We start from the raw sequence: 25509 nt of genomic DNA, 5'->3' as shown, positions 1-25509 counted from the left end.
GACCGCCGCCGGAATCCAACTGGCAGTTTCGTCTCTCTCGGCATAGGATAGGGCCGGTGCCGTGACACCGTTTAGCGATGAACCGCCGACGGCGGTAGGACTCTCCCGACCGCGACGAGGACGAGTTCCGCTCGGGCCATCGGACTGAGTCGGTGTCCGAGCAACTCGACGACAGAGACGACGCGGAGTTGGATGTAACGCGCGACCACGCGGACGAGGGCGCCCTCCGTTCAGCGCAGACGGCCGAACAGCTTGTAGTCGGTACCCGGCGTGTACGACCGGAACACGAGGCTATTGGCCAGCACCGAGACGCTCGACAGCGCCATCGCGCCCGCCGCGAGGACGGGCTGGAGCAGTCCCAGCGAGGCCAGCGGGATCATCGCCGTGTTGTACCCCAGCGCCCAGAACAGGTTCTGCTTGATTTTGGCCAGGGTCCCCTCCGAGACGCGGATCGTTTTCAGGACGTCCCGTGGGTCGGAGCGCATCAGCGTCACGTCCGCGGCCTCGATGGCCACGTCCGTCCCGCTCCCGATAGCGCAGCCGACGAACGCCGCCGCCAGCGCGGGCGCGTCGTTGACGCCGTCACCGACCATCATCACGCGTTCGTCGTCGGCCTGAATCGCCTCGATGGCGTCGGCTTTGTCCGCCGGCAGGACCTCGGCCTGGACGTTCTCGGAGCGAATCCCGACCGCCTGTGCCACGGCTTCGGCGGTCCGCCCGTTGTCGCCCGTAATCATGTGGACGCTCAGACCGCGATCGCGGAGCGCGCTGACCGCCGCAGTCGCGGACTCTTTGGTCGTGTCGGCCGTGGCGACGACGCCGACGAGTTCACCGTCGACCGCGACCAGCATCGCCGTCTTGCCCTCACTCTCTAGACGCTCCATCGTCTCTGCCGCAGGGGCCGGGTCCACGTCGTTCGCCGCCAGCAGTCGGCGGTTCCCGACCAGGACCGTCCCGTGGCCCGTCGTCGCCAGCACGCCCTGGCCGGGAACGTTCTCGAACTCGTCGGGTTCGGTGGGGTCGAGGTCGCGCTCACGAGCGCCCGCGACGATGGCCGCCGCGAGCGGATGTTCACTGCCCCGCTCGGCGCTCGCCGCGGCGTCGAGGACGAACGACTCGTCGAACTCGGGTTCCAGCGCCCCGCCATCCGCCGCGGTACCGCGGTCGGCCGCCACCGGACCCACGACTGCCACGTCGGTCAACTGCATCTCACCGGTCGTGAGCGTGCCGGTTTTGTCGAAGACGACAGTGTCGACGTCCCGGACCCGTTCGAGCACGTCGCCACCCTTGAACAGGACGCCGTTTTGCGCTCCGATGGATGTCCCGACCATCGTTGCCGCGGGCGTGGCCAGCCCCAGCGCACAGGGACAGGCGATCAACACGGCGCTAGCGAAGACGACGACCGCGAACTCGAAGACCGACACCGCGCCGCCGGCCGCTGCGGGGCCGCCGGCCACGAGCCCCCACAGCGGGAGTGCACCGACGGCTCCGGCCAGCACCCCGGGGGCGGCGTACCAGAGGCCCGCCCAGAGCAAGGCGTTGGCGATGACCACGGGAACGAAGTACGCACTGATACGGTCGGCCACATTCTGAATCTCGGGCTGGCGGCTCTGTGCGTCTTTGACCATCGAAACGATCTGCTGGATCGCCGTTTCCGAGCCCACCTTGGTCGCCTCCACCACGAGAACTCCGTTCTGATTGACCGTCGAGCCGACTACCTCGTCGCCTTCGCTCTTCTCGACCGGCACGGACTCGCCGGTCACCATCGACTCGTCGACAGCACCGGAGCCGTTCTTGACCGTCCCGTCGGTCGGAATCCTCTCGCCCGGCCGCACCTTCATCCGGTCGCCGACCTCGACCTCCTCGACGGGGACCTCGTGCTCGGTCCCCTCGTCGTCGACCAGCGTCGCTTCGTCCGCCTGCATCTCCAGCAACTGGCGGATCGCCTCGCCGGCCTGCCCTTTCGAGCGGGCTTCGAGGAAGTTCCCAAGCGTGATGAACGTGAGGATCAGCGCCGCCGAGTCGAAGTACAGCCCCTCGGAGGCGATCAGGCCAAGCAGGACGGCCACCGAGTAAACGTACGCCGTCGACGACCCGAGCGCGATCAACACGTCCATGTTGGCCGTGCGGTTCTTGACCAGTGCGGTGTAGCTGTTCTCGTAGAACGCCCGCCCCAGCACGATTTGGACCGGCGTCGCGAGCAGGAAGGCGATCCAGCCGACCTCGAACCCGGCGATCGTCTCGGGCATCGCGGCGGGCGCCAGCAACGCCACCGTCATCATCGCCACGAGCGGGAGTGACAGCGCCGCCCCGAACAGGACGAGTCGCTTCTGCCGGTCGATCTCCGCCTGCCGAGCGGCGTCCCGTCGGTCCTGGGAACTCCCACTCGAATCGTCTGCGTCGCCCGCGTCGTCACGGACCGGCGTGTACCCTGCCTCCACGATGGCGTCGTACAGCGCCGACCGGTCCGTCTCGGCGGGGTTGTACGTCACGCTGGCCTCGTCGGTCGCGTAGTTGACCTCGGCCTCGATCACCCCCGGTTGGCCTTCGAGGGCTGTCTCGTTCGTCTCCGCGCAGTTCGCGCAGGACATGTCCGTGATCGGGACGGTGACCGACTCCCGCACGACGCCGTAGCCCGCGCCTTCGACAGTCGCGTAGACCTCGGCCAGCGAGGTCGCGTCGGGGTCGTACGTCACCGTCCCCTCGTCCGTGGCGAAGTTCACCTCCGACTCGGCGACGCCGTCGAGACCCGCGAGGGCGTCGTCGATCGTGCCAGCACAGTTGGCACAGCTCATCCCCGTCAGCTCCAACCGCGTGCGCCGTTCGGTCATCTCGTTATCACATAAGGGCCCCCGATTCAAGCGGTTTGTCCTTGTTTTTCCGGTCCCGATTCCCGACGAGACTTTCTTTTCGAAGGCCACACGACGTCGAAACGCACGTTATCAGTCGGTCAGGATGTCGTCCCCTCTCGAAACTCCTCGTACCGGTCGACGAAGCGGGACCGGCAGGACGAACAGCAGAGGTGGTAGTGAGTGCCGTCGAGTTCGACCGTTTCGCCTTCGGTGTCGACGGTGTTGCCACATTCGGCGCACTCGGGGGCAAACTCCGCATCGCCTATCGACGGCGACCAGGCGGTGTCGTCGAGCAGGTCAACCCGGTACCTGTCGATGTCGTCCGTCTCGACCGTCTCGCCGAGCAACCCGCTCACGTCGCAATCCGCGACCGTCGCGGTGACCACGACCCGCTCGTCGGCGGTGGTGAAGACTCGTTCGACCGGGTCTGCGTCCGAGAGCGCGCCGGCGACCGCCTCGGCGCGGCCGGGCCGGGCCTGCAGGTCGATCAGCACCGGCACGCCCTCACGGAGGACCGACCGGTCGAGGTCGACGGTGAACCGGCGGACGACACCCTGTTCCTGGAGACGCTCGATCCGGTCTGACACCGCAGGCGGCGAGAGGTCGACTGCCTCGGCGATGTCGCTGTACGGACGGCGGCCGTCGGAGAGAAGAATGTCGAGAATCTCCCTGTCCGTGTCGTCGAGCCCACGCATAGAGACCCTGCGACCGGCCCCGGCAAATCAGTTTCGCCGCCATGCCAACGACGCCTGTCTCGACGTACCCTCGGCGCACTCACGAATCAAACCGAGCGAAGAACTGAAATCCGAGAAACTGGATTGCTCTGGAGTATGGGAGACGACCTCGTCGAAGATGTCTGGGACGAACTGTACGAGCGGGTCGGCGACGACCTCCGTACTGTCGTCCAGTACGACGCGGCGTCCTCGACGGTGAAGTTCCGGCCAGACGTGAAAGAACAGTACGGAGCAGCCGAACGAAGACGGATTCGCGACACCACCATCGTCCAGCAACTGAACCACTCGGACCAGGAGTCGATGTTCGAGACCGGTGAGATGAAGGCGCTCGTTCGCGTGTTCGACGAAGCGTGGGTCCTCGCGTGGCACGACCCGTTGAACGCGAAAGCGGGGTTTCTAGTCTCGATCCAGCGAGACGGCGACACCGCCACGATGGCGGACGTGGAGTACTGTATCCAGTATCTTGACGACGAGGTCGCTTCGCTGGTGTGACCACTGGCGGCGTGGTGGGAGAAATCCAGCAGTGGACGACGGTGGCGATGGCGGCCGTCGTGAGCGTGTAAGGGGGGCGCAACGTGGACGCGGTCGCGTCGAGACGCGGTCCAGACTGCCCGTGTGGCCCTCACCAATCGACGAGGTCGGAGAGAGGGGACACACGGGCGGTCTCTGGTCGCTCGATAGCGCCGGAAGCGGTTCGTGACCGCCCAAAAAGCTAATACTCTCGACCGTGGACCCGCGGACGCGTGAGACTCATCGCTCACCGCGGGTTCGACGGCCAGCACTCGGCGAACACCGTCGCGGCCGTCAACGGAGCCATCCCGCACGCCGACATGATCGAACTGGATGTCCAGCGGTGTGCCTCCGGGGAACTGGTGGTCGCACACGACTCGCTCCTCGACATCGACGTTGACGGCCTGACGAGGGTGGAAGACCTCGACGCGGCGACGCTCGCCGCGCTCGACGCCCACGACGGAGAGGGCATCCAAACGCTCGGCGTCGTCCTCGACGCGATTCCCGAAGACACGGGCGTGAACCTCGAACTGAAGCAACGCGGCATCGTGGAGGAGGCACTCGAACCGGCGCGTTCGACGCCACATCACGTTATCATCTCCTCGTTCGACGACGAGGCGATTCGGCAGGCACAGGCCGGTGACGACCCCAGCGTCGAACTCGCCTACGTTCTCGGCGCGACCCTCGGTGACGACCTCGAAGTCGCGGCGACGGCGGACTGCGAGTACGTCCACCCGAACGCGTGGTTGTGCCTGTTCACTGGCATCGTCGGGGACGCCCACGACGCAGGGCTGGCGGTCAACGCGTGGACCGTCGACTCACGCGTCGGGGCGTGGGCCTTAGCCCACCGGGGAGTAGACGGACTGATCGCCAGTTCCCCCCACGTCACAGAGTGGGTCGAGTGAGTTCCTCGAACACGGGCCACTCACGAATCGGCTTTCTGGAGCTACGCAGACGCCCGACCGGCGAACTCGCGGAGAGGCCGGTCCCGGGAGCGACCTGTCGCCACAGTGAGTGCGGAGGTGCTCACAGACCGGATGAGCTATCAGACACCCGGTCATGTCTGGTCGCGTCCCAGCCGGTAGAACTCCTCGTTCGGCCGCATGTCCGCGAGGTGAGCCATCCGGTTCGAGAGGTTGTAGAAGGAGACGACGTTACCGATATCCCAGATCGCCTCCTGGCTGAATCCGTGGTCGCGGAGTCGCTCGAGGTCGGCGTCCTCGATTTTTTCGGGCTCTTCGGTGAGTTTGACGGCGAAATCGAGCATCGCCCGGTGGGCGTCGTTGATGTTCGCTGTCCGGTGGTTCGCGGTCAGTTGCTCGGCCAGCGTCGGCGCGCCGGCGTAGATCCGACAGAGCGCGCCGTGGGCGACGATGCAGTACAGGCAGTCGTTGACGCCGGAAACGGTGACGATCAGCATCTCGATTTCCTCACGCTCTAGCGCCGTCTCCTCGAGCAGGGCGTCGTGGTACGCGACGAACGCTCGTGCCTGTCTCGGGCGATATCCCAGCGCCAGAAACACGTTCGGCGTGAACCCGGCGCGCTCCGACTCCTCCTCGATGCGTTCCCGTAGGTCCTCGGGCAGGTCCTCGACGTCGGGCACCTCGAACCGTCTCATCGCTTCGGTGTCGCTTCCCATGGCATCCAACTCGGCCAGCGGGGGTTTCAGTGTTCCCCGTAGTTCACTCCCCAGCGGCCGAGTCGTCTTCGGTCACGGCCCGGTCCCGCAAGCGGTAGAACAACCAGAGCAGCGCGTAGGCGGTCACGCCGCCGGCGAAGACGACGACTGGAATGACGAACGGACCGACCCGACTCAGTACGTCCCCGACGACCGACGCGAGCATACCACGAGTGTGAGCGGAAGCGGGTTAATTGTCCTCATCACGGCCGAACGTTCATATCCGAACGGAAACAAGTTAGGGCCGTGTACAGGGCAGGTCATCTCGGCGTCTCGCTCCTGGTCTTTCTCCCGGTCGGACTCGTGCTCGTACTGGCCGGTCGAGCCGACCTGGCCGTCCTCGGCGAACTGTGCGTGCTGTCGGTAGCATCGTTGCCGGACGTGGATCACGAGTTGCCGCTGGTCACACACCGCGGTGTGACACACACCGTCTGGTTCGCGTTGCTCGTCGGCGTCGGGTTCGGGGCAGTCGGGTGGGTTCTGGGCAGTCGGCCGGCGACACCAGCCGCGCCCGAACTCGGCGTCGTGGGGTTCGCGTTCGGGACACTCGGTATCTGTGCTCACCTAGTCGGGGACGTACTCACGCCGATGGGCATCGCACCGCTGTGGCCGCTCTCGGGGCGAACGGTTACGATGGACCTCGTCCGGGCAAAAAATCCCGTCGCGAACTACGGCCTGCTGGGTGCCGGCGTGTTCGCAACGGTCGGGGCACTGCTGGCCGTCGCTCCCGTCTGAGTAGCGACTGTGGGTCGTGGCCGTCCGCTTAGACGAGGTCCTGGTCTTCCAGTTCCTCCATAATGTCGTCGACGAAGTCCTCGGCACTGTCGTACGGGAAGTCACCGCCCGAGAGCTTCGTGTTCAGCTCCATGGCCGTCATCGAGAAGTTCCCGGACTCGAAGGTCGTCGATGGCCCGTTGGGCAGGGCAGGAACGAGATCCATCGGACTCGAAATCGGATAGTCGGCCCCCTCAAACGCTTCGATCATCTGCTGACGCAGGTCGTCTTTGTCTGCCATGATCCATCCAAACGGTTCACGGAGCTACTGTATAAAAATTCGTGTGCCACGAACCGACCAGTCCCGAATCGCCTCCCCTACTCTCCAGCTGGGGTAAAAAACACCGTGGTTGAGAGACCCATACATATTTGCCCGTCCGGCGAGAGTTTGCTGTCACCATGCGAGTCAATTGTAAACACCACGTGAGTTTTCACGCTTGGCTGACGGCGGGTGAGGCCTAATCATGGAGATCACAGTCGACGGCGAGACTGACGAGGATACGGCCCGGGTGATCGCCACGGCGGTCGCGGAGCATCTCGGACAGCCGGTCGAGATCGTCGACCCGGGCGGCGACCGGGTCGCGGCCGACGAGGAGGAGTGGACGGGTGGCGGTGACATCGTCACCGAGCGCGAACAGCGACTTCGCAGTCAGATCGAGGAAATAATGTCCGGCGGACCCGAGCGCGGCCACGAGAAACTGGACGACCTCGGGAAGGCGTTCGTCCGCGACCGGCTCGATCTGCTGTTCGACGATATCGCCTACGAGGACGGCACCTTCGCCCGGTTCACCGACGACGACGAACTCCCCGCTGACGGCCTGCTGACCGGTGTCGGCCAGATCGATGGTCGCGAGGTGTTCTTTACCGCTAACGATTACAGCGTGAAGGCCGGGTCGCTCGGCCAGATGGGCGTCGAAAAGGAGATCCGTCTCTCCGAGCGTGCTGCGGAGGCGGGCGCGCCCATCGTCAGGCTGATAGACTCCACGGGGGCGCGCCTCAACGCCGAGGAGCGCGAGAAAGGCGACACGCACATGGACCGTTACCGCGGCGGGAAGATGTTCTACAATCAGTGTCTCCACTCCGGACAGGTGCCCCAGATCGGCGTCCTCTACGGTCCCAACATCGCCGGCTCGGCCTACACCCCCGTCTTCTGTGACTTCCTGATCATGGTCGAGGGTACCTCCGGCATGGCTATTGCCTCGCCCCGAATCGTCGAGGCGATGACCGGCGAATCCGTCGACATGGAGCAACTAGGTGGCCCGCAGGTCCACGCCACCCAGTCCGGCAGCGCCGACCTCGTCGTCCCCGACGAGGAGGCCGCCGCCGAGGCCGTCGAGGCTTTGCTCTCGTACCTCCCCCAGAAGTACGACGCACCCACCCCCACGCGGGAACCGAAACCGCCGGTCAAGAACCCGAAGGGGCTGGACGCAGTGATCCCCGACGAACCCAACGCCGCTTACGACGTTCACGAAGTGATCGACCGCGTGGTCGATCGTGACTCGTGGTTCGAGACGAAACCACAGTTCGCCCCCGAGATGGTCACCGGCTTCGCCCGACTGGGCGGCCGACCCGTCGGGATCGTCGCCAACCAGCCCAGCCACGTCAGCGGCGCCATCTTCCCCGACTCGGCGGAGAAAGCCGCCGAGTTCGTTTGGATCTGCGACGCATACGAGATTCCGCTGATTTACCTCTGTGACACCCCTGGGTTCATGGTCGGCTCGAAGGTCGAACGCGAGGGAATCCTCCAGCGCGGCCGGAAGTTCATCTACGCCACCTCTAACGCACAGGTGCCCAAGTTCTGCGTCATCACCCGCAAAGCGTACGGCGCGGGTATCTACGCGATGTGTGGGCCGTCGTTCGGTCCCGACGCGACGCTGGCGCTCCCGAGCGCCGAGATTTCGGTGATGGGGCCCGACGCCGCCGTCCACGCGCTGTTCGGCGGCCAACTCGAGGATATGGACGGCGAGACTCGTGAGGCGTTCATCGACAGCGCCAAAGAGCGGTTCGACGACTTCGTCGACCTGCGGGCACAGGCTGCGAAGATGCAGGTCGACGAGTTGTTGCCCGCAGGTGACCTCCGCGAGCAACTGCTGGCCCGCCTCTCGGCATTTCGGAACAAGGGTCGTGACGAACCCGACCGCCACCACGGCACGGTCCTGTTCTAGCGGTCTGCGACCAGTTCCTCGCCACCCTCGGCGAGGGCTTCGGTATCCTCGCCGTCCCCGTCATGCCGGACTACCGGCACTGGCGCGACGACCCTCTCGGCGATCGGTCGGTCCACGCCGGCGACAGCAGGCGTTCCACCTGAGCCCCTCGGCCGAATCGCTGCGCCGTTTGCTACGAAACATTCGAGGCGAAAGCCTCGCCTTTTACTGCGGGAGTGAAGCCGACGTGACATGAGCGACGCCACGGCCGGTTCGCCGACCCATCATAGCCCGAGCGAGGCGATGGTGACTCCGAGTTGCGTCGTCGCGAGAGAGGCGTCGAGGTCCGCCATCACTTCTTTCAGCGTCCTCGCGCCGGGGCGCTCCTCATCGACGAGTTGCTCGACCGACGTCCCTCGTATCCGGACGAAGGCGAACTCTACAGCGACGAAAAATCCCTTGAGTATCACGAGAGCCAGCGCAACGACGAGTTGCGCCAGCGAGAACGCGACGTTTGTTATCGGTCGAACTGGAAGCCACGACCGCCCAGTTGTCGCGTATCCATATCTGACAGTCTCACTTTAGATAAAAATTTTGATACAAGTCCGGAACGGGCTGATCGTCGTGACTATCGGATTCGTCCTGTCGTTCCCTCGGGCGAGGGTCTCCGGGCGAACATCGGGCCCACGAGCGCCTTCCCGGTGACCGCGGGAGCGCGGTATGTCAAGATTCGGCCGGTCGGAGCAGCCTGTGCCACCTCGCTGTCGCACACCGTGTTCGACGCTCGCGACGAGAGTAAAAGCCGTCACCAGACTCGATGACAGCCGCGGCGGCCGGTCCGGCTGATTCGACATCACTTCTCGCCGATTAACCCGACCCCGACCAGCCACAGAAACCAGCTGCTTCGGAACTCCCCTGGCGCTCAGACGATGCTCATGATTTCCCGGGCCTCGTCGGGTGTGGCGGGTTCCCGGCCCACGTCACGGGTCATCCGGGCAGCCTTCTCGACGAGGTCAGCGTTGCTCTTGGCCATCTCACCCTCGCTGACGTAGAAGTTGTCTTCGAGGCCGACTCGGACGTTGCCACCCATCGACAGCGCCGCGCCAACGAGCCGCCACTGGTCCTCGCTGATGCCGATGACCTGCCAGGTGGCGTCGTCGGGCAACTGGCGAACCTGATGGGCGAGGTTCTCCGCGGTTGCCGGGATGCCACCCAGTACCCCCATGATGAGGCTGAAATGCAGGGGGTGCTCGAGCCTGCCCTCGGCCAGTAGCGGGCGGGTGTTACCGACGTGCCCGGTATCAAAACACTCCAGTTCCGGCTTGACGCCGGCTTCTCTCATGGCGGTCACCATCTCGCGGATCTCCGAGAAGGAGTTCTCGAACACCATGTCGAACACGTAGTCCTCCCGGGATTCGGAGTACTTCGCGTAGTTCATCGAACCCATATTCAACGCGGCCACCTCCGGCTGGGTCTCGCGCACGTACTCCGCGCGGCTCTCGACCGGTTCGTGAATCGCGCCCGTCGAGAAGTTGACGACGATGTCGGTGCGAGCCTGTACCTCGTCTTTGATTTCCTGGTAGCGCTCGGTCAAGTAGGTCGGCGAGCCGTTGTCCGTCCGGGCGTGGATGTGGGCGACAGCCGCGCCAGCCTCGCGTGCAGCGGCGGCCTCCTCGGCGATTTCTTCGGCCGTGTATGGAATGGCCTCACACTGGTCGCGTGTGGTCAGCGCGCCCGTCAGCGCCGCCGAGATGACGACCGTGTCGGGGTCGTTACCCTTCACCGACTCGCGGTTGGCGTCGGTCATTCTCGCACCTCCCACTCCGGAACGTCGTCCATGAAAAAAGCATTGATTCCCTCCTCGGTCGCGTCACTCATCGCGACGATCGTGATGATCTCCTTCAGATAGGAGAGCGCCTCCTGGAAGCCCATGTCCCGCTGGGTGTAGTAGGCCTCTTTGCCCACTTCGATGAGCACCGGACTGTTGTTCACGAGCTGGTCCACGAGGTCGTCCAGGGTGTCCTCGAACTCGTCTTCGGGTGCCAGTTCGGTCACCAGTCCCATCCCGGCGGCCTCCGTAGCGGTAACGTGTTCACCGGTGAACAGGAGCTTGAGCCCCGCCTTCTGGTCGACCGAGCGCATGATCGGGGCCATCGCCTGAGCCGGGAACAGACCCACGTCGACCTCCGGCGTGCCGAACTCGGCGTCCTCCCGGGCGACGACGAACTCACAGGCGGCTGCCAACCCGAGTCCACCCGCGAGACAGTACCCTTCGACCGCCGCGACTGTGAGGACGCTGGCGTCGACCATCTCCTGGACGATGGCCGACAGCGAGGAGAACTGCTCGCGGTAGGCCGTCGAGTCCTGACCGATGACGCCTGACATCTCCGAAAGGTCCCCACCGGAACAGAACGTCCCGCCCGCACCCCGGAGGACGAGCACCCGCGCCTCGCTCTCGTCGGCGTACGTGATGGCGTCCAGAAGACCGAGTACCACCGGCTCATTCAGCGAATTGCGCTCCTCTGGCCGGTCGATGGTCGCACGTACTGCCAGTCCGTCGTCGCTCACTGCTACGTCGAGCGCTTCGTTCGAGAGGTCCGATGAATCTTCCATGAGGTTTCGTATCGTGGCACACGCCACCGGAATAGTATTTCGGACGCGAAGCAACTCACGAGGAGTTTCTGGTTCCCGATGCGTTCGCAGCGCTCCGGCTGTAATAAACGAACAACGTGTGGGCTGTGGCTTTATGTGGTCCGTCCTCATATACCGTGATATGGTGGAGACTCCTATCGAGTACGGCCAGCACGAGGAAGGGAGACACCTCAACTACTGGGACATCGACCCTGCCCTGCGAGCGGAGGTCGAGCGTACGTATCCTGACGCGGAGTTCGAGTGGGCCGAGGACGAACTGTCCGACTTGGGCGAGGTGACCGGCCACACCATCGCCGATAACGCCGAGATCATCGACCGCGAGGGTCACGAGCTGCGGACGTACGACAAGCACGGTGAGATACAGAACCACGTCCAGTACCACCCGCTCCAGCACGAGAACGACGAACTCGTCTACGAACGCGGCGTCACTCACGACGTGTTCCACGCACCGCCGGGCCGGGACGACCCGCTCGGATTCCAGCACGTCCTGGCTCAGCAGACGGTCCTCTCGTTCGCCGACGGCGGCTTCGTCTGCCCCGTCTCGATGACTACCGGTGCGGCCGTCGTGCTAGAGAAGTACGTCGACGACGACCACCCCAACGCCGACCTGCTCTCGGAGTACTTCGAGGGCCTCACCAGTCGTGACTACGACGACCACATCGAAGGCGCAATGTTTCTCACGGAGAAGCAGGGCGGCTCCGACGTGGGTGCCAACGAGACCACCGCCGAACCAACCGACGAGGAGGGAATCTACGAACTGTCCGGTGAGAAGTGGTTCTGTTCCAACATCGACGCCGAGGGGACGCTCGCGCTCGCCCGGCGGCCCGACGCCCCCGAGGGGACGGCGGGGCTGTCGCTGTTTCTGGTGCCACACACGAAGCGGGACGGTGGTTCCCCGAACGACGAGGCCGGAGCTTCGGACGGCGGACTGTCCGCCGGAGAACTGAACGACCAGCTCTACCGCCGGCTGAAGGACAAACTCGGCACCATCGCGGTTCCCACGGGCGAAGTCGAGTTCCGAGGTGCGGAGGCGTACCTCGTCGGCGAACCCGAGAACGGATTCAAACTGATGGCTGAGATGATGAACTTCGAGCGGCTGACCAACGCCACGGGGTCAGTCGGCGGGATGGGGCGCTCGCTCCTGGAGTCGAAAGTCCAGGCCGCGACACGGGATGCCTTCGGCGAGACCGTTCAGCAGTACCCGCTGATGCGTCGCGACCTCGTGAACATGCAGACCGACTACGAGGCCGCGCTCGCCTTCACCTTCGAGGCCACCCGCCACTACGCCGACTACATGCGAAACGAACAACGACTCGATGCGGACGCTCCCGACGACCGGAGCGACCGGGAGGCGCGGGCGTTCAAACTCATGCGGCTGCTCGTCCCCATCGCCAAGTACAAGACTGCCCGGATGGCCGTCGACACAGCCTCGTACGCCTGTGAGGTGCTAGGTGGCAACGGCTACGTCAACGGCTTCGCGACCGAGCGAATGTTGCGGGACTCGCAGGTCCTTCCGATCTGGGAGGGCACCTCCAACGTCCTCTCACTGGACGTGTTGCGCGTCCTGAACCGCGAGGCCGCCCACGAGGAACTGTTCCCGCTGGTCGAGGACAGTCTCGACGCCGCCGATCACCCGCACCTCGGCGACCTCGCGGCGACCGTCGAAGAGGAGTTCACGGCCATGCAGGAAGCGATGATCTCGCTGGCGACCGAGGAGCAGGAGTACGCCCAGCACGAGGCCAAACAGCTCGCAGACTACATCTTCGACGTGGTGACCGCCGCCCTGCTGATCGAGCGCGCTCAGGACGCCATCGACGAGCGCGACGACGCCCGGAAGTCCCTGGTCGCCGAGTGGTTCGTCGAGACCCGGTTCGCACAGCAGGACGCCCGCGGCATTACCGACGGCGAGAAGTTGCCCGACGACCACTTCGAGGAAATCGTCCGACACGGCTCGCTCTCGCCCGACCAACTGACCGAGGCCGCGCCCGCAGACGACTGACGGACGCTCACGGCCAGTGTCTCGGCTCGCGTGAGTCTCGGGGCCCGGTCACCGACCGACTGACCACTCGAACCGGTGCCGGTTGCCGTCGGTCTGCCAACCGACTGAGTTCATTATTACGTCTCGCGCGTACGTCTAAAAAAGGTGCCGGCGAGCGATACCGTCGAAACGGGGGTTTCGCTTACTCGTCGTCGGGGTCGGGCACGACGGTCACGCTCGCGATATGGTCGGTCCCGTCGAGGTCCATGATGGTGACTCCTTTCGTGTTGCGCCCAACTGTCGAGATGTCGGCCGCGCGCGTTCGCATGATCTGGCCACTCTCGCTCATGATAATGAGGTGGTCGGTCTCCGCGACTCTCTTCACGTCCGTCGCCAGTCCGTTGCGGCCGTCGGTCTTGATGTCGATGAGGCCTTTTCCGTAGCGGGACTGCTGGCGGTACTCATCGAGCAGGGTCCGCTTCCCGTAGCCGTTCTCGGTGACGGTCAGCAGCGACCGGTCGTCGGCACCGTCGGAGGCGTCCGCCGACGGGGGTCCGCTCGCGTCACTCGCGGGACCGCCGCCTGTCGCGACCAGTCCGACGACGTGGTCGTCGTCTTTGAGTTTGATCGCTCCGACGCCGCGGGCGTTGCGCCCCATCTGTCGCGCCTCGGTCTCGGCGAATCGAATCGTCATGCCGCTGGCAGTGGCGATGACGAGGTCCTGCTTGCCGTCGGTTACTTCCACGTCGGCGAGTTCGTCGCCGTCTTCGAGCGAGGCCGCGATAATCCCCGTCGACCGGATGTTCTGGAAGTCGGTCGTGCAGGTCCGCTTGACGTAGCCGTTCCGGGTGACCATCGTGAGACAACGGTCCTCGCTGAACGCCTCCGTGTCGACGACGGCCGTAATCTCCTCACCGTTGCCGATTCCGCCGATTACGTTCCGGATGTGGTTGCCACGAGCCGTCCGGCTCATCTCGGGCACCTGGTACGTCTTCAGCCGATAGACCTTCCCTTGGTTGGTGAAACAGAGCAGGTAGTCGTGGCTGTTGGCGCGGAACACCTCGTTGACGCGGTCGCCCTCCTTGGGGTCCGCACCGATGATGCCCTTGCCGCCACGACCCTGTGGCTCGAACTGCTCGACGGGCATCCGCTTGATGTAGTCGTCTTCGGTGATGACGACCACACAGTCCTGCTCGGGGATGAGGTCCTCGTGTGTGACCTCCCCGTCGTCCTCGACGACACGAGTCCGGCGTTCGTCCCCGTACTGCTCGCGAATCTCTCCGAGTTCGTCTTTGATGACGTCCAGCAGTTCCTGCTGGTCGCCCAGAATCTCTTCCAGCCTGTCGATCCGACTCTGAACCTCCTCGTACTCGGTCTCTATCTCACCGACCTCCTCCGAAGTCAGGCTCCCGATCTGAATACGAACGATGTGGTCGGCCTGCTCGGTCGAAAAGTCGTACTCGTCTTTCAGCGCCGCTTTGGCGTCGTCCCGAGTGTCCGCGTCCCGGACGATATCTATCACGTCGTCTGCATTTTTGACCGCCGTGAGCCGCCCTTCGAGGATGTGGGCACGGTCCTCCGCCTCGTCGAGTTCGAACTGGCTCCGTCGCCGGACGACCTCTCTCCGGTGGTCGACGTACTCCGTCAGCGTCTCCTTGAGCGTCAGTACGCGGGGCTGGCCGTCGACCAAGGCGAGGTTGATGACGCCGAACGTCGATTCGAGGTGGTGTTCCAGGAGCTGATTCTCCACCACGTCCGCGTTGGCACCGCGTTTGAGGTCAACCACGACCCGGACACCGTCCCGGTCGGACTCGTCGCGGAGGTCGCTGATGCCTTCGATCTTCCCCTGATTGACGTTCTCCGCGATCCGCTCGACCACGCGAGCCTTGTTCTCCTGATACGGGAGTTCGCTGATGACGATTCGCCCCTCCTCGCGGTCGACCTCGTACTCCGCGCGGACGGTCAATCTGCCGCGGCCGGACGTGTACGCCTTGTGAACGTCGTTGCGGCCGACGATATTCGCACCCGTCGGGAAGTCCGGTCCCTTGATTGGCCCCGGACTCTCTTCAAGGTGAATCAGGTCTTCCACGTCGCAGTCGGGGTTGTCGATTAGGTGTATCGTCGCGTCGATTACTTCGTTCAGATTGTGCGGTGGAATCTTGGTCGACATCCCGACCGCGATACCGGTCGAGCCGTTGACGAGCAGGTTCGGGTAGGCCGCAGGAAGGACCGTCGGCTCCTCGAGGCGGTCGTCGTAGTTGGACTGAAAGTCAACGGTGTCCTTGTCGATGTCCTCCAGCAACTCCTCCGAGATGGGGCTCATCCGGGCTTCAGTGTACCGCATGGCCGCGGCCGGGTCCCCGTCCATCGAACCGAAGTTTCCCTGCCCGTCGACCAGCGGCTCTCGCATCGTGAACGTCTGCGCCATATTCACGAGGGTGTCGTAGATGGCCTGGTCTCCGTGTGGGTGGTAGTCACCCATCGTCTCCCCGACGACCGACGAGGACTTGCGGTGGCCGGAGCCACTCGTCACACCCATGGAGTGCATCGCGTAGAGGATTCGTCTGTGGACAGGCTTGAGGCCGTCCCGCACGTCCGGGAGAGCACGACCGGCGATGACGCTCATCGCGTAGTCGATGTAACTCTGCTCCATCTCGTCTTCGACCCGCACGCGCTCGACGTTCGCTGCGGGAGCCGCTGTCGCGTCGTCGGGGGCGTCCGGCAGTTCCGAACTCATGTCAGATGTCGACCCACTCGGCTTCTGGCGCGTGTTCCTTAATAAACTGTTTGCGCGGCTCCACGGCGTCGCCCATCAGGACCGAAAACATCTTATCCGCCTTTGCTGCGTCCTCGATAGTAATCTGCTTGAGGTATCGATTCTCCGGGTTCATCGTCGTCTCCCACAGTTGCTCGGGATTCATCTCCCCGAGCCCCTTGAACCGCTGGACCTGTGTGGGATTACCGTCGCATTTCTCTTCGACGATGCGGTCACGCTCCTGTTCGGTCATGGCGTCGTACGTCTCGCCGCGGTAGCGGACCCGATACAGCGGGGGCTGTGCGGCGTAGACGTAGCCCGCCTCGATCAGCGGCCGCATGTGTCGGTAGAACAGCGTCAACAGCAAAGTCCGGATGTGCGCGCCGTCTACGTCCGCGTCACACATGAAGATGATCCGCTGGTACCGGGCGTCGTCGAGGTCGAACTCGTCGCCGATACCGGTCCCGATTGCCGTGATCATGTTCCGGATCTCGTTGTTCTCCAGGATGCGGTCGAGCCGGTGTTTCTCGACGTTGAGAATCTTCCCGCCGAGCGGCAGAATCGCCTGGAACTCGGGATTACGGCCCTGCTTCGCGGAACCGCCAGCCGAGTCTCCCTCGACGATGAACAGTTCGGACTCGGTCGGGTCTTTCGTCTGGCAGTCGGCGAGCTTACCCGGCAGCGCCGTCGAATCCAGAGCGTTTTTCCGCCGTGTCAGTTCCTCTGCCTTCTTTGCGGCTTTGCGAGCCTTCGCGGCCTCGACGGCCTTCCGGATGATCGACCGTGCGGTGTCCGGGTGTTCCTCGAAGTACGTCCTGAGCTGCTCGTGAACTGCGCTCTCGACGATCCCCCGCACCTCGGAGTTACCGAGCTTGGTCTTGGTCTGGCCCTCGAACTGCGGGTCAGGGTGCTTGACCGAGACGACCGCGGTCAGTCCCTCGCGGATGTCGTCACCTTTCAGATTCTCGTCCAAGTCGTTGATCAGGCCGTGCTCGTCGCCGTAGTCGTTGATGACCCGTGTGAGTGACGTTTTGAACCCGGTGAGGTGCGTCCCGCCCTCGCGGGTATTGATGTTGTTGGCGAAGGCGTGGATCGACCCCTGCAGTTCGTCCGTGGCCTGCATCGCGACCTCTAGCTGGACGCTGCCCTCGTCGATCAGCTCCCGGTCGTCGAAGTAGATGACCTCCTCGTGGAGCGGTTCTTTGGTTTCGTTGAGGAAGGTGACGAACTCCTTGATACCGCCCTCGTAACAGAAGCTAGACTCGGTACCGTCGCGTTCGTCGTACAGCGCGATTTCGACGCCGGAGTTGAGGAATGCGAGTTCGCGCAGACGCGCCTCCAGCGTCGAAAACTCGAACTGCGTCGTCTCGAAAATCTCCTCGTCGGGCCAGAACGTGATCGTGGTCCCAGTGTCCTCGTCCGATTCGAGGTCGCGGACCTCTTTCAGTTCGTACTCGGGTTCGCCGTGGTCGAACCGTTGTTTCCAGACGGCGTCGTCGCGCCTGACCTCTGCTTCGAGCCACTTCGAGAGCCCGTTTACGACCGATACACCGACCCCATGGAGCCCGCCGGACACCTGATAGGACTTGTTGTCGAACTTTCCCCCCGCGTGGAGTACGGTCATGATGACCTCCAATGCGGGACTGTCGTGTTCGTCGTGTGTGTCGACCGGAATTCCCCGTCCGTCGTCACTGACGCTGACGGAGTTATCCTCGTGGACCGTGACCTCGATGGTGTCACAGTACCCTGCTAAGGCCTCGTCGATGGAGTTGTCGACTACCTCGTAGACGAGATGGTGTAGTCCACGGGAGTCCGTCGACCCGATATACATCGCAGGCCGTTTTCGTACGGCCTCCAACCCTTCCAGGACCTGTATCTGCCTGGCTCCGTACTCAGACTCGTTAGACATGAAATCTATTCATCTGTACGGTTCGAGGGCTGATAAAACCCCCGCACGCGCACGCTCGCGTGCGAACTCGTTCAGTAGGGGCACCTTCTGCCGTTTCCAACGATAGCGACTTTTGTCCGCTCGCCCCGCTCTCGAAACCGTCCCCGCCCACCTGGCAGACCGATTCGTGGACCACCGCGCTGCAGGTTGTTAGAGAGACACAATCACGCCTCCACTTTCACTGGACTGTCGTGTAACATTTAACCCCTCCGGGGGTAGGGTTGTGCAGAGAATGACCTCGTACCAGTCGACGCTCGCCGAGGAGGAGGGGATCGCAGAGGAGCTAGCAGAAGCTCAGCGATCCATCTCCATCGCCGAGTTCTTCGAGAAGAACCGTCAGATGCTCGGGTTCGACTCTGGCGCGCGGGCGCTCGTGACGGCCGTCAAGGAGGCCGTCGACAACGCACTCGACGCGACCGAGGAATCGGGCATCCTCCCCGACATCTACGTCGAGATTCAGGAGAACGACGACTACTACCGTCTTATCGTCGAGGACAACGGCCCAGGTATCACTAAAGAGCAGATTCCCAAGATATTCGGGAAGCTACTCTACGGGTCTCGTTTTCACGCTCGTGAGCAGAATCGCGGTCAGCAGGGGATCGGAATCTCAGCGGCCGTTCTCTACGCACAACTCACCAGCGGCAAACCAGCCAAAATCACCAGTCGCACCAAGGGGAGCGCCGACGCGAAGTACTTCGAGCTGACTATCGACACCGACTCGAACGAGCCGGAGATCGAAGGCGAGGACACCACCTCGTGGGACCGCCCACACGGGACGCGGATCGAACTGGAGATGGAGGCGAACATGCGTGCTCGCACCCAGCTCCACGACTACGTCAAGCACACTGCAGTCGTCAACCCCCACGCTCGGCTGGAGCTCCGGGAACCGCAGGACCAGTTCAAGTTCGAGCGCGCGACCGACCAGCTCCCCGAGGAGACCGAAGAGATTCGTCCCCATCCACACGGCGTCGAACTGGGAACCCTGCAGAAGATGCTCGACGCGACCGACTCCTACTCCGTGTCGGGCTTCCTGCAGGGGGAGTTCACACGCGTCGGTGGCAAGACCGCACAGAAGGTGATCGACAACTTCCGCGACCGGCACTTCGGGCGCGAGATGGCCTGGAACGCCCCCGCGGCACACGAGGAGGCGGACGTCGAAGCCGCCGTCTCCGAGGCCGTCGCGAACAAGGGCGCGGAGGCCACGGCCGAGTTCGCCGAGTCGGTCGCCACAGCGGTCGCGGACGCCAGCGCTGTCACCCATTCGCAAATACAGGGCATCGCCGAGACGGCCGCCGAGAACGTCGCGGACGCGTACGACACGACATTCGGTTCGACCGTCCGGCAAAAGGCCGTCGAAGCCGCCTGGGAGGTCGTTACCGACGAGCGAACCGCCGACGTCTACGCCCTCGTGAACGAAGCGACCACGGACCGGAAAGACGACGCTCACGTGCAGGGGCTGGCCGAGCGGGTCGCCGCCAAGTTCGAGGACGACGAGCATTCCCACGACCGGCTCACGCACGATCAGGTCGACGACTACGTCGACCGGGCTGCCGACGCGACCGAGGAGTACGACGGGGCCACGTTCGGCGAGACTGCGCGCGAGAAGGTCCTCGACGCGGTCTGGGAGCGCATGGCGACGGTGCCCGACGAGCCGCCGAACATCGGGGCCATCGACGACGACCGCGACACCGCCAGCGAACTCCACGAGGCGATGCGCGAGGCGGACATCATCGCACCGCCGACTGACTGCCTCTCTCCAATCTCCGACGAGTTGGTGCTGGCGGGACTGCAAAAGGAGTTCGACGCGGACTTCTACGCCGCGTCGACACGGGACGCCTCGGTTCACGGCGGCGACCCGTTCATCGTCGAGGCAGGCATCGCCTACGGTGGCGATATGGAGGAGGGGTCTAGTGCCGAGGTGATGCGGTTTGCCAATCGCGTCCCGCTGGTCTATCAGCGGGGAGCCTGTTCGATCACCGACGTAGTCAAGCGGATCAACTGGCGCAACTACAAGCTCGACCAGCCCGGTGGGAGCGGCATCCCGAACGGCCCGGCAGTCATCATGGTCCACGTCGCCTCCACGAACGTCCCGTTCACCAGCGAGTCGAAGGACGCGGTGGCGAACGTTCCCGAGATCGAAGACGAGGTCGAGCGGGTTATCCGCGAGGCGGCCCGTGACCTGAAATCGTACCTCAAGAAGCGCCGCTCGATGGAGAAACGCCGCCGCAAGCAGGACAAACTGGCGACGATTCTGCCGGCGATGGCCGAGAAGCTCGAAGAGGTGACCGGCGAAGGGGAGTTGCACATCGACGACTCGCTGGCCCGCATCATGAACAACGTGCTCGTCGACCGCGAACGCGACGGTGAGACGGTCCGGCTGATCGTCGAGAACAACGACGACACCGACGTTTCACTGGAGCTTACGGACATCGTGAGCGAGGACCCCGGTGAGGTCGAAGACGCCAGCGTCGTCGAGATGGACGGCGAGTACTTCGTCAAGTGGACCACGACGGTCACGGCCGGTCAGGAGGCGAGCATCGAGTACAGCGTCGACGGCGACGCTACCTTTGACGTGCAGGTCGAGGGCATCGAAGACGAGAAACTGAGTATCAACGCCTAACATGAGTACCGACAGCGACACACAGAGCGAGGCAGACGCACGCGAGCAGTTGATCGACCTAGCTGCGGAGTTCTACGACCAGTTCGCCGGCGGCGAGGTTCCGACTATGTCCCTTCCGACCCGGACGAAATCGAACATCGAGTACGACGAGGACATGGACGTCTGGGTGTACGGCGACCGCGAGAGCACCCGTAGTGCAAAGACCGTCAGCGGCGCACAGAAGCTACTGAAAGCCACCTACGTCATCGAGTTCCTGGCTCAGCAACTCGAAGAAGACCGCTCGTCGACTCTGCGTGAGCTGTACTACCTGAGCGAGTCCTTCGACCACGAGGAGGCTCAGTTCACCAGCCAGGACGAGTCCAACCAGCTGATCGAGGACCTGGAAATCGTCTCAGACGTTCGCCGCGAGGAGTTCCACATGCGCCCCGAGGAGTCCGGGGCCACGGTGATGGGACCCCTGCTCATTCGCGAGCAGACCCGGCGGGGCGAACGCGAGATCCACTGTCAGGAGGACGTCGGCGAGGGGGGGTATCAGATCCCGAACAACCCCGACACCATCGAGTTCCTCGACAACGACGCGGACTTCGCGCTGTGTGTAGAGACCGGCGGGATGCGCGACCGGCTCGTCGAGAACGGGTTCGACGAACAACACAACTGCATCGTCGTCCACCTGAAGGGCCAGCCCGCGCGGGCAACCCGGCGACTGACCAAGCGACTCCACGACGAACTCGGACTGCCGGTGACGGTCTTTACCGACGGCGACCCCTGGTCGTACCGCATCTACGGCTCCGTCGCGTACGGGTCGATCAAGTCCGCACACCTGTCGGAGTATCTGGCGACGCCCGACGCGCAGTTCATCGGCATCCAGCCGGCCGACATCGTGGAGTACGACCTCCCGACGGACCCGCTCTCGGACTCGGACGTGAACGCTCTGGAGTCGGAACTGGAGGACCCACGCTTCATGACCGACTACTGGGAGGAACAGATCGAACTGCAACTCGACATCGAAAAGAAGGCGGAACAGCAGAGCCTGGCAGCGCGCGGGCTCGACTTCGTGACGGATACGTATCTGCCCGAGCGACTGACCGAGATGAACGTCATCTAATCGACCCGTCCGCCTGGTTCCTGCTGAACTCCCATCCGCCCGCCACAACGTTATTTCCGTGGGCGGCGTGCTTTTGACGATGGTAAATAACAACAACGGGCGGGACAACCAATCCCCGGCCGCCGACCGACGGTCGTGTGAACGCGCTATCACAGCGGAACTGGAACGGCGGGACGAGCCCGAACCGCCCGTCGATCCGCCGGGACTCGCGTTTTTCGAGACGGACCTCGGCGCGGTCGAACTTCCGGCCACGGTCGACGAGGTCCGGAACGACGAGTGACTCGAAGCGTAGCGCAGGTTACTCGCCGTCCAGCGTGACCGGGACACTCCGGGCGTCGAGGTCCGCGACGAACGCCTCTGCGTCGGCCGTGATTGCCTCGAACGTGTCGTAGTGGACCGGGACGACGAGCCCAGGGTCCATCGCTTCGGCCAGTCCGGCCGCAGCCTCGCGGTCCATCGTGAACGTGCCGCCGATGGGCACGAGGAGGAGGTCCACGTCGAGTGCGGCGTGACCGTCCAGCACGTCGGTGTCGCCGGTCCAGAACACGGTGGTGCCGTCGACGTCCAGGAGGAAGCCACAGCCGGTACCCTCGGGATGGAACGGCGTTCCGTCCGGTCGGGTGTGCGGGCCGTCGGCGTGGTTGTACGCCGCTGTCGTCCGCAGAATAACGTCGCCTATCAGGTCGTCGAACTCGTCGTCGACCCGATGGGTGTCGTACGGCAGGTCCCGGACGGGCGTCACGTCGCGGTCCGTCTCGCTGTGGTGGACCGCCTCGTGGACGATGACGGTCGCGTTCTCGCGGGCCACTCGCTCGATTCCGTCGGTATCGTAGTGGTGGACGTGACTAACACAGATTATGTCACCGTCAGACCACGGCTCCGACGAGTCTCCACTCGCCTCGCTCGTGTGGCCCCCGTCCCGAGGGTCGTATTCGTCGAACACCCCGTACCGGCCCGGGTCGAGGTAGACGACAGGTCCGTCGGGTGCCTCGAGACGGACGGTCGCGTACCCCAGCCAGTCGAGGCGGAGGTCGTCGAACTGGACGGTCATATCGGAGTGTTCGGTCGGCGGTCGAAAACCCGTGTCGGTTCACTCGCCGCCCGCCAGTCGCTCGACCCGCTCCAGCGTGTCCGCGCTCTCGCAGTCCTTGTCGTCGCAGACGCCGCGGTAGCGGGGGAACCGGAGGGCGTAATCCGAGGAGTACGTCGGCGAGGACTAGATCTCCTCGCAACCGACCTCGAACACCACCGCCGGTTCGATCTCGACGACCTTGCTGTCCGTGGAGCGAACGTGTGGCCCGAGCAACTCGGTGCTGTCGGCCAGTTCCTCGTCGGTGAGCCCGGTCGCGACTTTCCCGATGGTCTCGACCGTCGGCGACCGTCCCGGCCTGTGCCAGCATCGCCTGGACCGGCCGCCCTACGTCCAGATGTACGTCGCCGAGGCCGGTCTCGCTGGCCTCGCAGGCGACGGTCGCGACCAATCCGTAATTGTTGGTCACCTGCAGTGCGCACTCAACAGTCTCGGTGATTGCGCCTCTGACGGTTCCGTCACCGACGCAGATACGCACTCCGAGAGAACGATCCGCGGGAGATAGCGGGCTTCGGCCGGCGCACAGCGATTGAACAGGCCGAACAGGCGGTCGAGCCTGCGGTCCTGGCTGCCAGAGCCGGTCGCCGCCGCGAGGTCGTGTAACTCGGTCTTGAGTCCGTCGACGGTCAGGCGCTCCGACCCGCCGCCGGCACCGAACGCGCCGCGGCCCTGCTGGCCGCCGAAGTCGCACGCCGCGGCCACGTCACCCACGTCACCGACGGCGGCGATTTGGGCTCGACGTCGTCGGCCGACACGTTGTGGCCTGCTGCGCGCGCGGTGGCGGCATAACAGAGATTCGGACCGATGTCAGGCGTCGCCGACTCGTGCGCCGGGAAGACCCGGCTCTGAACGAACTGGGCGACAGTGTCGAGGCCGTCCGCGGCGACCGAAAACAGGCCCCGAACGAGGGGGACGGTCTCCAGGTTGGCTGCAGTAAACTCGACCTCGTTAGCACGCCCGGCGAACGCGGCGAATTCCGTCTCTACGGGGTGACCGTGACCGAGTGTCAAAACTCGCGGACTCGCCGAACGCAGTACGTCGAAGCCTAGGCGGTCTCGGCGGTGCGTGCTGGCGGAGACGGAGGCCGTGTCGCAGTGACCTACTCTCCAGTGCTGGTTCGCTCGTAGGCCGCCCCGAGGCGGTCGATCACCCGGTGAACGGGCAGTGTGAATCCGAACCGACTGGTGACGAACGCCACGGGCATGAGCGCGATACCGAGCATCAGGCTCAGCTGATACAGCGCGAACAGCAGACCACTGTGCAGGCGGGTTTCCATTGTCCTCGACTGGATTTGGGCCAAGCAGAGTATATAACTGTTCCGTACATCTGGATTTCATAACGGTCTTTCGCCACGTCCGACGAGACTCCCCTCCGGTGGTTTTGTTTCGGTTGGGGAAAGAACAAGTAGAGAGGGCTCACAGTGGCCGCGAATGATAACGCGGAGATAATCGACACCGGTCGATCTCATAAGTTATGCCTATTATCGGAGTGACGTGCGCAGTCGACGTCGTCGCGCGAGCGAATCATAAGACAAGTGGAGGTGGGGGACAGAGAGGCGGATATGAACTATCTCGTGGCGATGGAAGCAGCCTGGTTGGTTCGGGACGTCGAGGACATCGACGACGCGATCGGTGTCGCGGTCAGCGAAGCGGGCAAGCGGCTCAACGACCAGGACATGGACTACGTCGAAGTCGACGTGGGTGCCACGGGTTGTCCCGCCTGTGGCGAACCCTTCGACTCGGCGTTCATCGCCGCCGACACCGCGCTCGTGGGGTTGGTGCTGGAAATGAAGGTATTCAACGCAGAGAGCACCGAACACGCCCAGCGCATCGCAAAGAGCGAGGTCGGCGGTACCCTCCGCGACGTGCCCCTCTCGGTCGTCGAGACCATCGAGTTCGACGAAGACGAAGAAGCCGACGCCTCCGCCGGCGCCTGACGACTGGGGAACCTTTTTGTATTACCTCTGGTAATCTGTCCGCATGGAGCTACCGACCCCTGAGGATCTCCGGGAGCGTCGGAACGCGCTGGAGTTGACACAGAGCGAGTTGGCCGAGCGTGCGGACGTGTCCCAGCCGCTGATCGCTCGGATCGAGGGTGGGGACGTAGACCCGCGGCTCTCGACGCTTCGGCGGATCGTCAACGCCCTGGAGGAAGCCGAGGGCGGTATTCTGCGTGCTGGCGACCTGATGCACAGTCCGGTTTACGGCGTCGAGCCCGACGACAGCGTCATGACGGCTATCGAAGTGATGGACCAGGAGGGGTACTCCCAGCTCCCGGTGGTCCGAGACAACTACCCCGTCGGAATCGTCGCACACAGCGACATCCGCCACTCCGACGAGGACGACCCCGGCGAACTCCCCGTGGCCGACGTGATGCGCGAGTCGATCACGACCGTCATCAGAGACGCCACCGTGGGCGAGGTCGACACACACCTCGACCACCACGAGGCCGTCATCGTCATCGCGGACGCCGAGATGGTCGGCATCATCACCGACGCGGACGTGGCCGCTCATATCAGTTAGCTGTTTTGCAGGCGCTAAGCCCCCGTCCTCAAGGAGCGACCGGAGGGAGCGAGTAGGGAGGGGATACAGCGTCCCCAGAAATCTCCGATTTCTGGTGTGCGAACGAATCGCGGAGCGATTCGTCCACGCCGTCATCGTTTCACTTCC

The 25509-nt window shown here is 64.1% G+C and carries 22 protein-coding genes and 2 pseudogenes; 11 read left to right on the top strand and 13 right to left on the bottom strand.

Features of this window, described 5'->3' with window-relative positions; translation table 11 throughout:
- Positions 1-230 precede the first annotated feature (230 nt).
- Together Q0964_RS12935 and Q0964_RS12930 are read right to left on the bottom strand one after the other, a co-directional pair.
- Positions 231-2831, bottom strand: coding sequence for a heavy metal translocating P-type ATPase (locus Q0964_RS12935; RefSeq protein ID WP_299268262.1), 2601 nt, complete (start codon positions 2829-2831; stop codon positions 231-233).
- A gap of 119 nt (positions 2832-2950) precedes the next feature.
- Positions 2951-3547 carry a winged helix-turn-helix transcriptional regulator gene (locus Q0964_RS12930; RefSeq protein WP_299268259.1) on the bottom strand — a complete coding sequence of 199 codons (597 nt, stop codon included), beginning with the start codon at positions 3545-3547 and terminating at the stop codon, positions 2951-2953.
- A gap of 135 nt (positions 3548-3682) precedes the next feature.
- Between Q0964_RS12930 and Q0964_RS12925 the strand changes: the two genes are divergently transcribed.
- Both Q0964_RS12925 and Q0964_RS12920 read left to right on the top strand, forming a co-directional pair.
- Positions 3683-4078, top strand: a complete 396-nt coding sequence (locus tag Q0964_RS12925) for a DUF7522 family protein (protein WP_299268256.1) — start codon at positions 3683-3685, stop codon at positions 4076-4078.
- 251 nt (positions 4079-4329) lie between these two features.
- Positions 4330-5001, top strand: a complete 672-nt coding sequence (locus tag Q0964_RS12920; RefSeq protein WP_299268253.1) for a glycerophosphodiester phosphodiesterase — start codon at positions 4330-4332, stop codon at positions 4999-5001.
- A 152-nt stretch (positions 5002-5153) separates the two neighbouring features.
- On the opposite strand, the gene Q0964_RS12915 is transcribed toward Q0964_RS12920, so the two are convergent.
- A complete protein-coding gene (locus Q0964_RS12915; RefSeq protein ID WP_299268250.1) occupies positions 5154-5735 on the bottom strand; it encodes a peroxidase-related enzyme in 582 nt (193 codons plus the stop codon).
- A 43-nt stretch (positions 5736-5778) separates the two neighbouring features.
- Complete coding sequence (locus tag Q0964_RS12910; protein ID WP_299268248.1) at positions 5779-5940, bottom strand: hypothetical protein; 162 nt, start codon at positions 5938-5940, stop codon at positions 5779-5781.
- 80 nt (positions 5941-6020) lie between these two features.
- On the opposite strand from Q0964_RS12910, the gene Q0964_RS12905 reads away from it, so the two are divergent.
- Positions 6021-6509 carry a metal-dependent hydrolase gene (locus Q0964_RS12905; protein WP_299268245.1) on the top strand — a complete coding sequence of 163 codons (489 nt, stop codon included), beginning with the start codon at positions 6021-6023 and terminating at the stop codon, positions 6507-6509.
- Between the two features lie 28 nt (positions 6510-6537).
- Here Q0964_RS12905 and Q0964_RS12900 read toward each other — a convergent pair whose 3' ends face one another.
- Positions 6538-6789 carry an MTH865 family protein gene (locus tag Q0964_RS12900; RefSeq protein ID WP_299268242.1) on the bottom strand — a complete coding sequence of 84 codons (252 nt, stop codon included), beginning with the start codon at positions 6787-6789 and terminating at the stop codon, positions 6538-6540.
- 223 nt (positions 6790-7012) lie between these two features.
- Between Q0964_RS12900 and Q0964_RS12895 the strand changes: the two genes are divergently transcribed.
- Entirely contained in the window at positions 7013-8713 is a 1701-nt protein-coding gene (locus Q0964_RS12895) for an acyl-CoA carboxylase subunit beta (protein ID WP_299268240.1), read from the top strand.
- Between the two features lie 266 nt (positions 8714-8979).
- Here the strand turns inward: Q0964_RS12895 and Q0964_RS12890 are convergent.
- From Q0964_RS12890 to Q0964_RS12880, 3 genes and pseudogenes are all read right to left on the bottom strand, one after another.
- Positions 8980-9213, bottom strand: a pseudogene (locus Q0964_RS12890) (CNNM domain-containing protein); the annotation flags it as partial.
- Positions 9214-9614: 401 nt separating this feature from the next.
- Positions 9615-10499, bottom strand: a complete 885-nt coding sequence (locus tag Q0964_RS12885; protein WP_299268238.1) for a beta-keto acid cleavage family enzyme — start codon at positions 10497-10499, stop codon at positions 9615-9617.
- On the bottom strand, positions 10496-11305 hold the full coding sequence (locus tag Q0964_RS12880) for an enoyl-CoA hydratase/isomerase family protein (RefSeq protein WP_299268235.1): 810 nt from the start codon (positions 11303-11305) through the stop codon (positions 10496-10498). Before Q0964_RS12880 ends, Q0964_RS12885 begins: the two co-directional genes overlap by 4 nt.
- Before the next feature lie 160 nt (positions 11306-11465).
- On the opposite strand from Q0964_RS12880, the gene Q0964_RS12875 reads away from it, so the two are divergent.
- Positions 11466-13343 (top strand): acyl-CoA dehydrogenase family protein, encoded by a 1878-nt coding sequence (locus Q0964_RS12875; RefSeq protein WP_299268232.1) that lies wholly within the window; start codon positions 11466-11468, stop codon positions 13341-13343.
- A 181-nt stretch (positions 13344-13524) separates the two neighbouring features.
- Here Q0964_RS12875 and gyrA read toward each other — a convergent pair whose 3' ends face one another.
- Entirely contained in the window at positions 13525-16059 is a 2535-nt protein-coding gene (gyrA, locus tag Q0964_RS12870) for a DNA gyrase subunit A (protein ID WP_299268228.1), read from the bottom strand.
- 1 nt (position 16060) lies between these two features.
- Positions 16061-17986 carry a DNA topoisomerase (ATP-hydrolyzing) subunit B gene (gene gyrB / locus Q0964_RS12865; RefSeq protein WP_299268226.1) on the bottom strand — a complete coding sequence of 642 codons (1926 nt, stop codon included), beginning with the start codon at positions 17984-17986 and terminating at the stop codon, positions 16061-16063.
- A 271-nt stretch (positions 17987-18257) separates the two neighbouring features.
- Between gyrB and Q0964_RS12860 the strand changes: the two genes are divergently transcribed.
- From Q0964_RS12860 to Q0964_RS12850, 3 genes are all read left to right on the top strand, one after another.
- Positions 18258-20645, top strand: coding sequence for a DNA topoisomerase VI subunit B (locus tag Q0964_RS12860; RefSeq protein WP_299268222.1), 2388 nt, complete (start codon positions 18258-18260; stop codon positions 20643-20645).
- A gap of 1 nt (position 20646) precedes the next feature.
- Positions 20647-21750 (top strand): DNA topoisomerase IV subunit A, encoded by a 1104-nt coding sequence (locus Q0964_RS12855; RefSeq protein ID WP_299268219.1) that lies wholly within the window; start codon positions 20647-20649, stop codon positions 21748-21750.
- Between the two features lie 79 nt (positions 21751-21829).
- On the top strand, positions 21830-22030 hold the full coding sequence (locus tag Q0964_RS12850; protein WP_299268215.1) for a hypothetical protein: 201 nt from the start codon (positions 21830-21832) through the stop codon (positions 22028-22030).
- Positions 22031-22048: 18 nt separating this feature from the next.
- Here the strand turns inward: Q0964_RS12850 and Q0964_RS12845 are convergent, their stop codons facing one another.
- Positions 22049-22801: an MBL fold metallo-hydrolase gene (locus tag Q0964_RS12845; protein ID WP_299268212.1), complete on the bottom strand. Its 753-nt coding sequence runs from the start codon at positions 22799-22801 to the stop codon at positions 22049-22051.
- Positions 22802-22840: 39 nt separating this feature from the next.
- Positions 22841-23763, bottom strand: a pseudogene (locus Q0964_RS12840) (ATP dependent DNA ligase).
- Here Q0964_RS12840 and Q0964_RS12835 point away from each other — a divergent pair.
- Positions 23665-23889, top strand: a complete 225-nt coding sequence (locus Q0964_RS12835; protein ID WP_299268338.1) for a hypothetical protein — start codon at positions 23665-23667, stop codon at positions 23887-23889. The pseudogene Q0964_RS12840 and the gene Q0964_RS12835 overlap by 99 nt on opposite strands.
- A gap of 50 nt (positions 23890-23939) precedes the next feature.
- Here Q0964_RS12835 and Q0964_RS12830 read toward each other — a convergent pair whose 3' ends face one another.
- Complete coding sequence (locus Q0964_RS12830; protein WP_299268209.1) at positions 23940-24116, bottom strand: hypothetical protein; 177 nt, start codon at positions 24114-24116, stop codon at positions 23940-23942.
- A 285-nt stretch (positions 24117-24401) separates the two neighbouring features.
- Between Q0964_RS12830 and Q0964_RS12825 the strand changes: the two genes are divergently transcribed.
- Entirely contained in the window at positions 24402-24776 is a 375-nt protein-coding gene (locus tag Q0964_RS12825; RefSeq protein ID WP_299268206.1) for a DUF555 domain-containing protein, read from the top strand.
- A 43-nt stretch (positions 24777-24819) separates the two neighbouring features.
- Positions 24820-25362: a CBS domain-containing protein gene (locus tag Q0964_RS12820; RefSeq protein WP_299268203.1), complete on the top strand. Its 543-nt coding sequence runs from the start codon at positions 24820-24822 to the stop codon at positions 25360-25362.
- Positions 25363-25509: the final 147 nt, after the last annotated feature.

The organism is Halorientalis sp. (assembly GCF_028275115.1).
Taxonomy (GTDB): Archaea; Halobacteriota; Halobacteria; order Halobacteriales; family Haloarculaceae; genus Halorientalis.
This window is presented reverse-complemented; position numbering and strand designations above follow the sequence as displayed.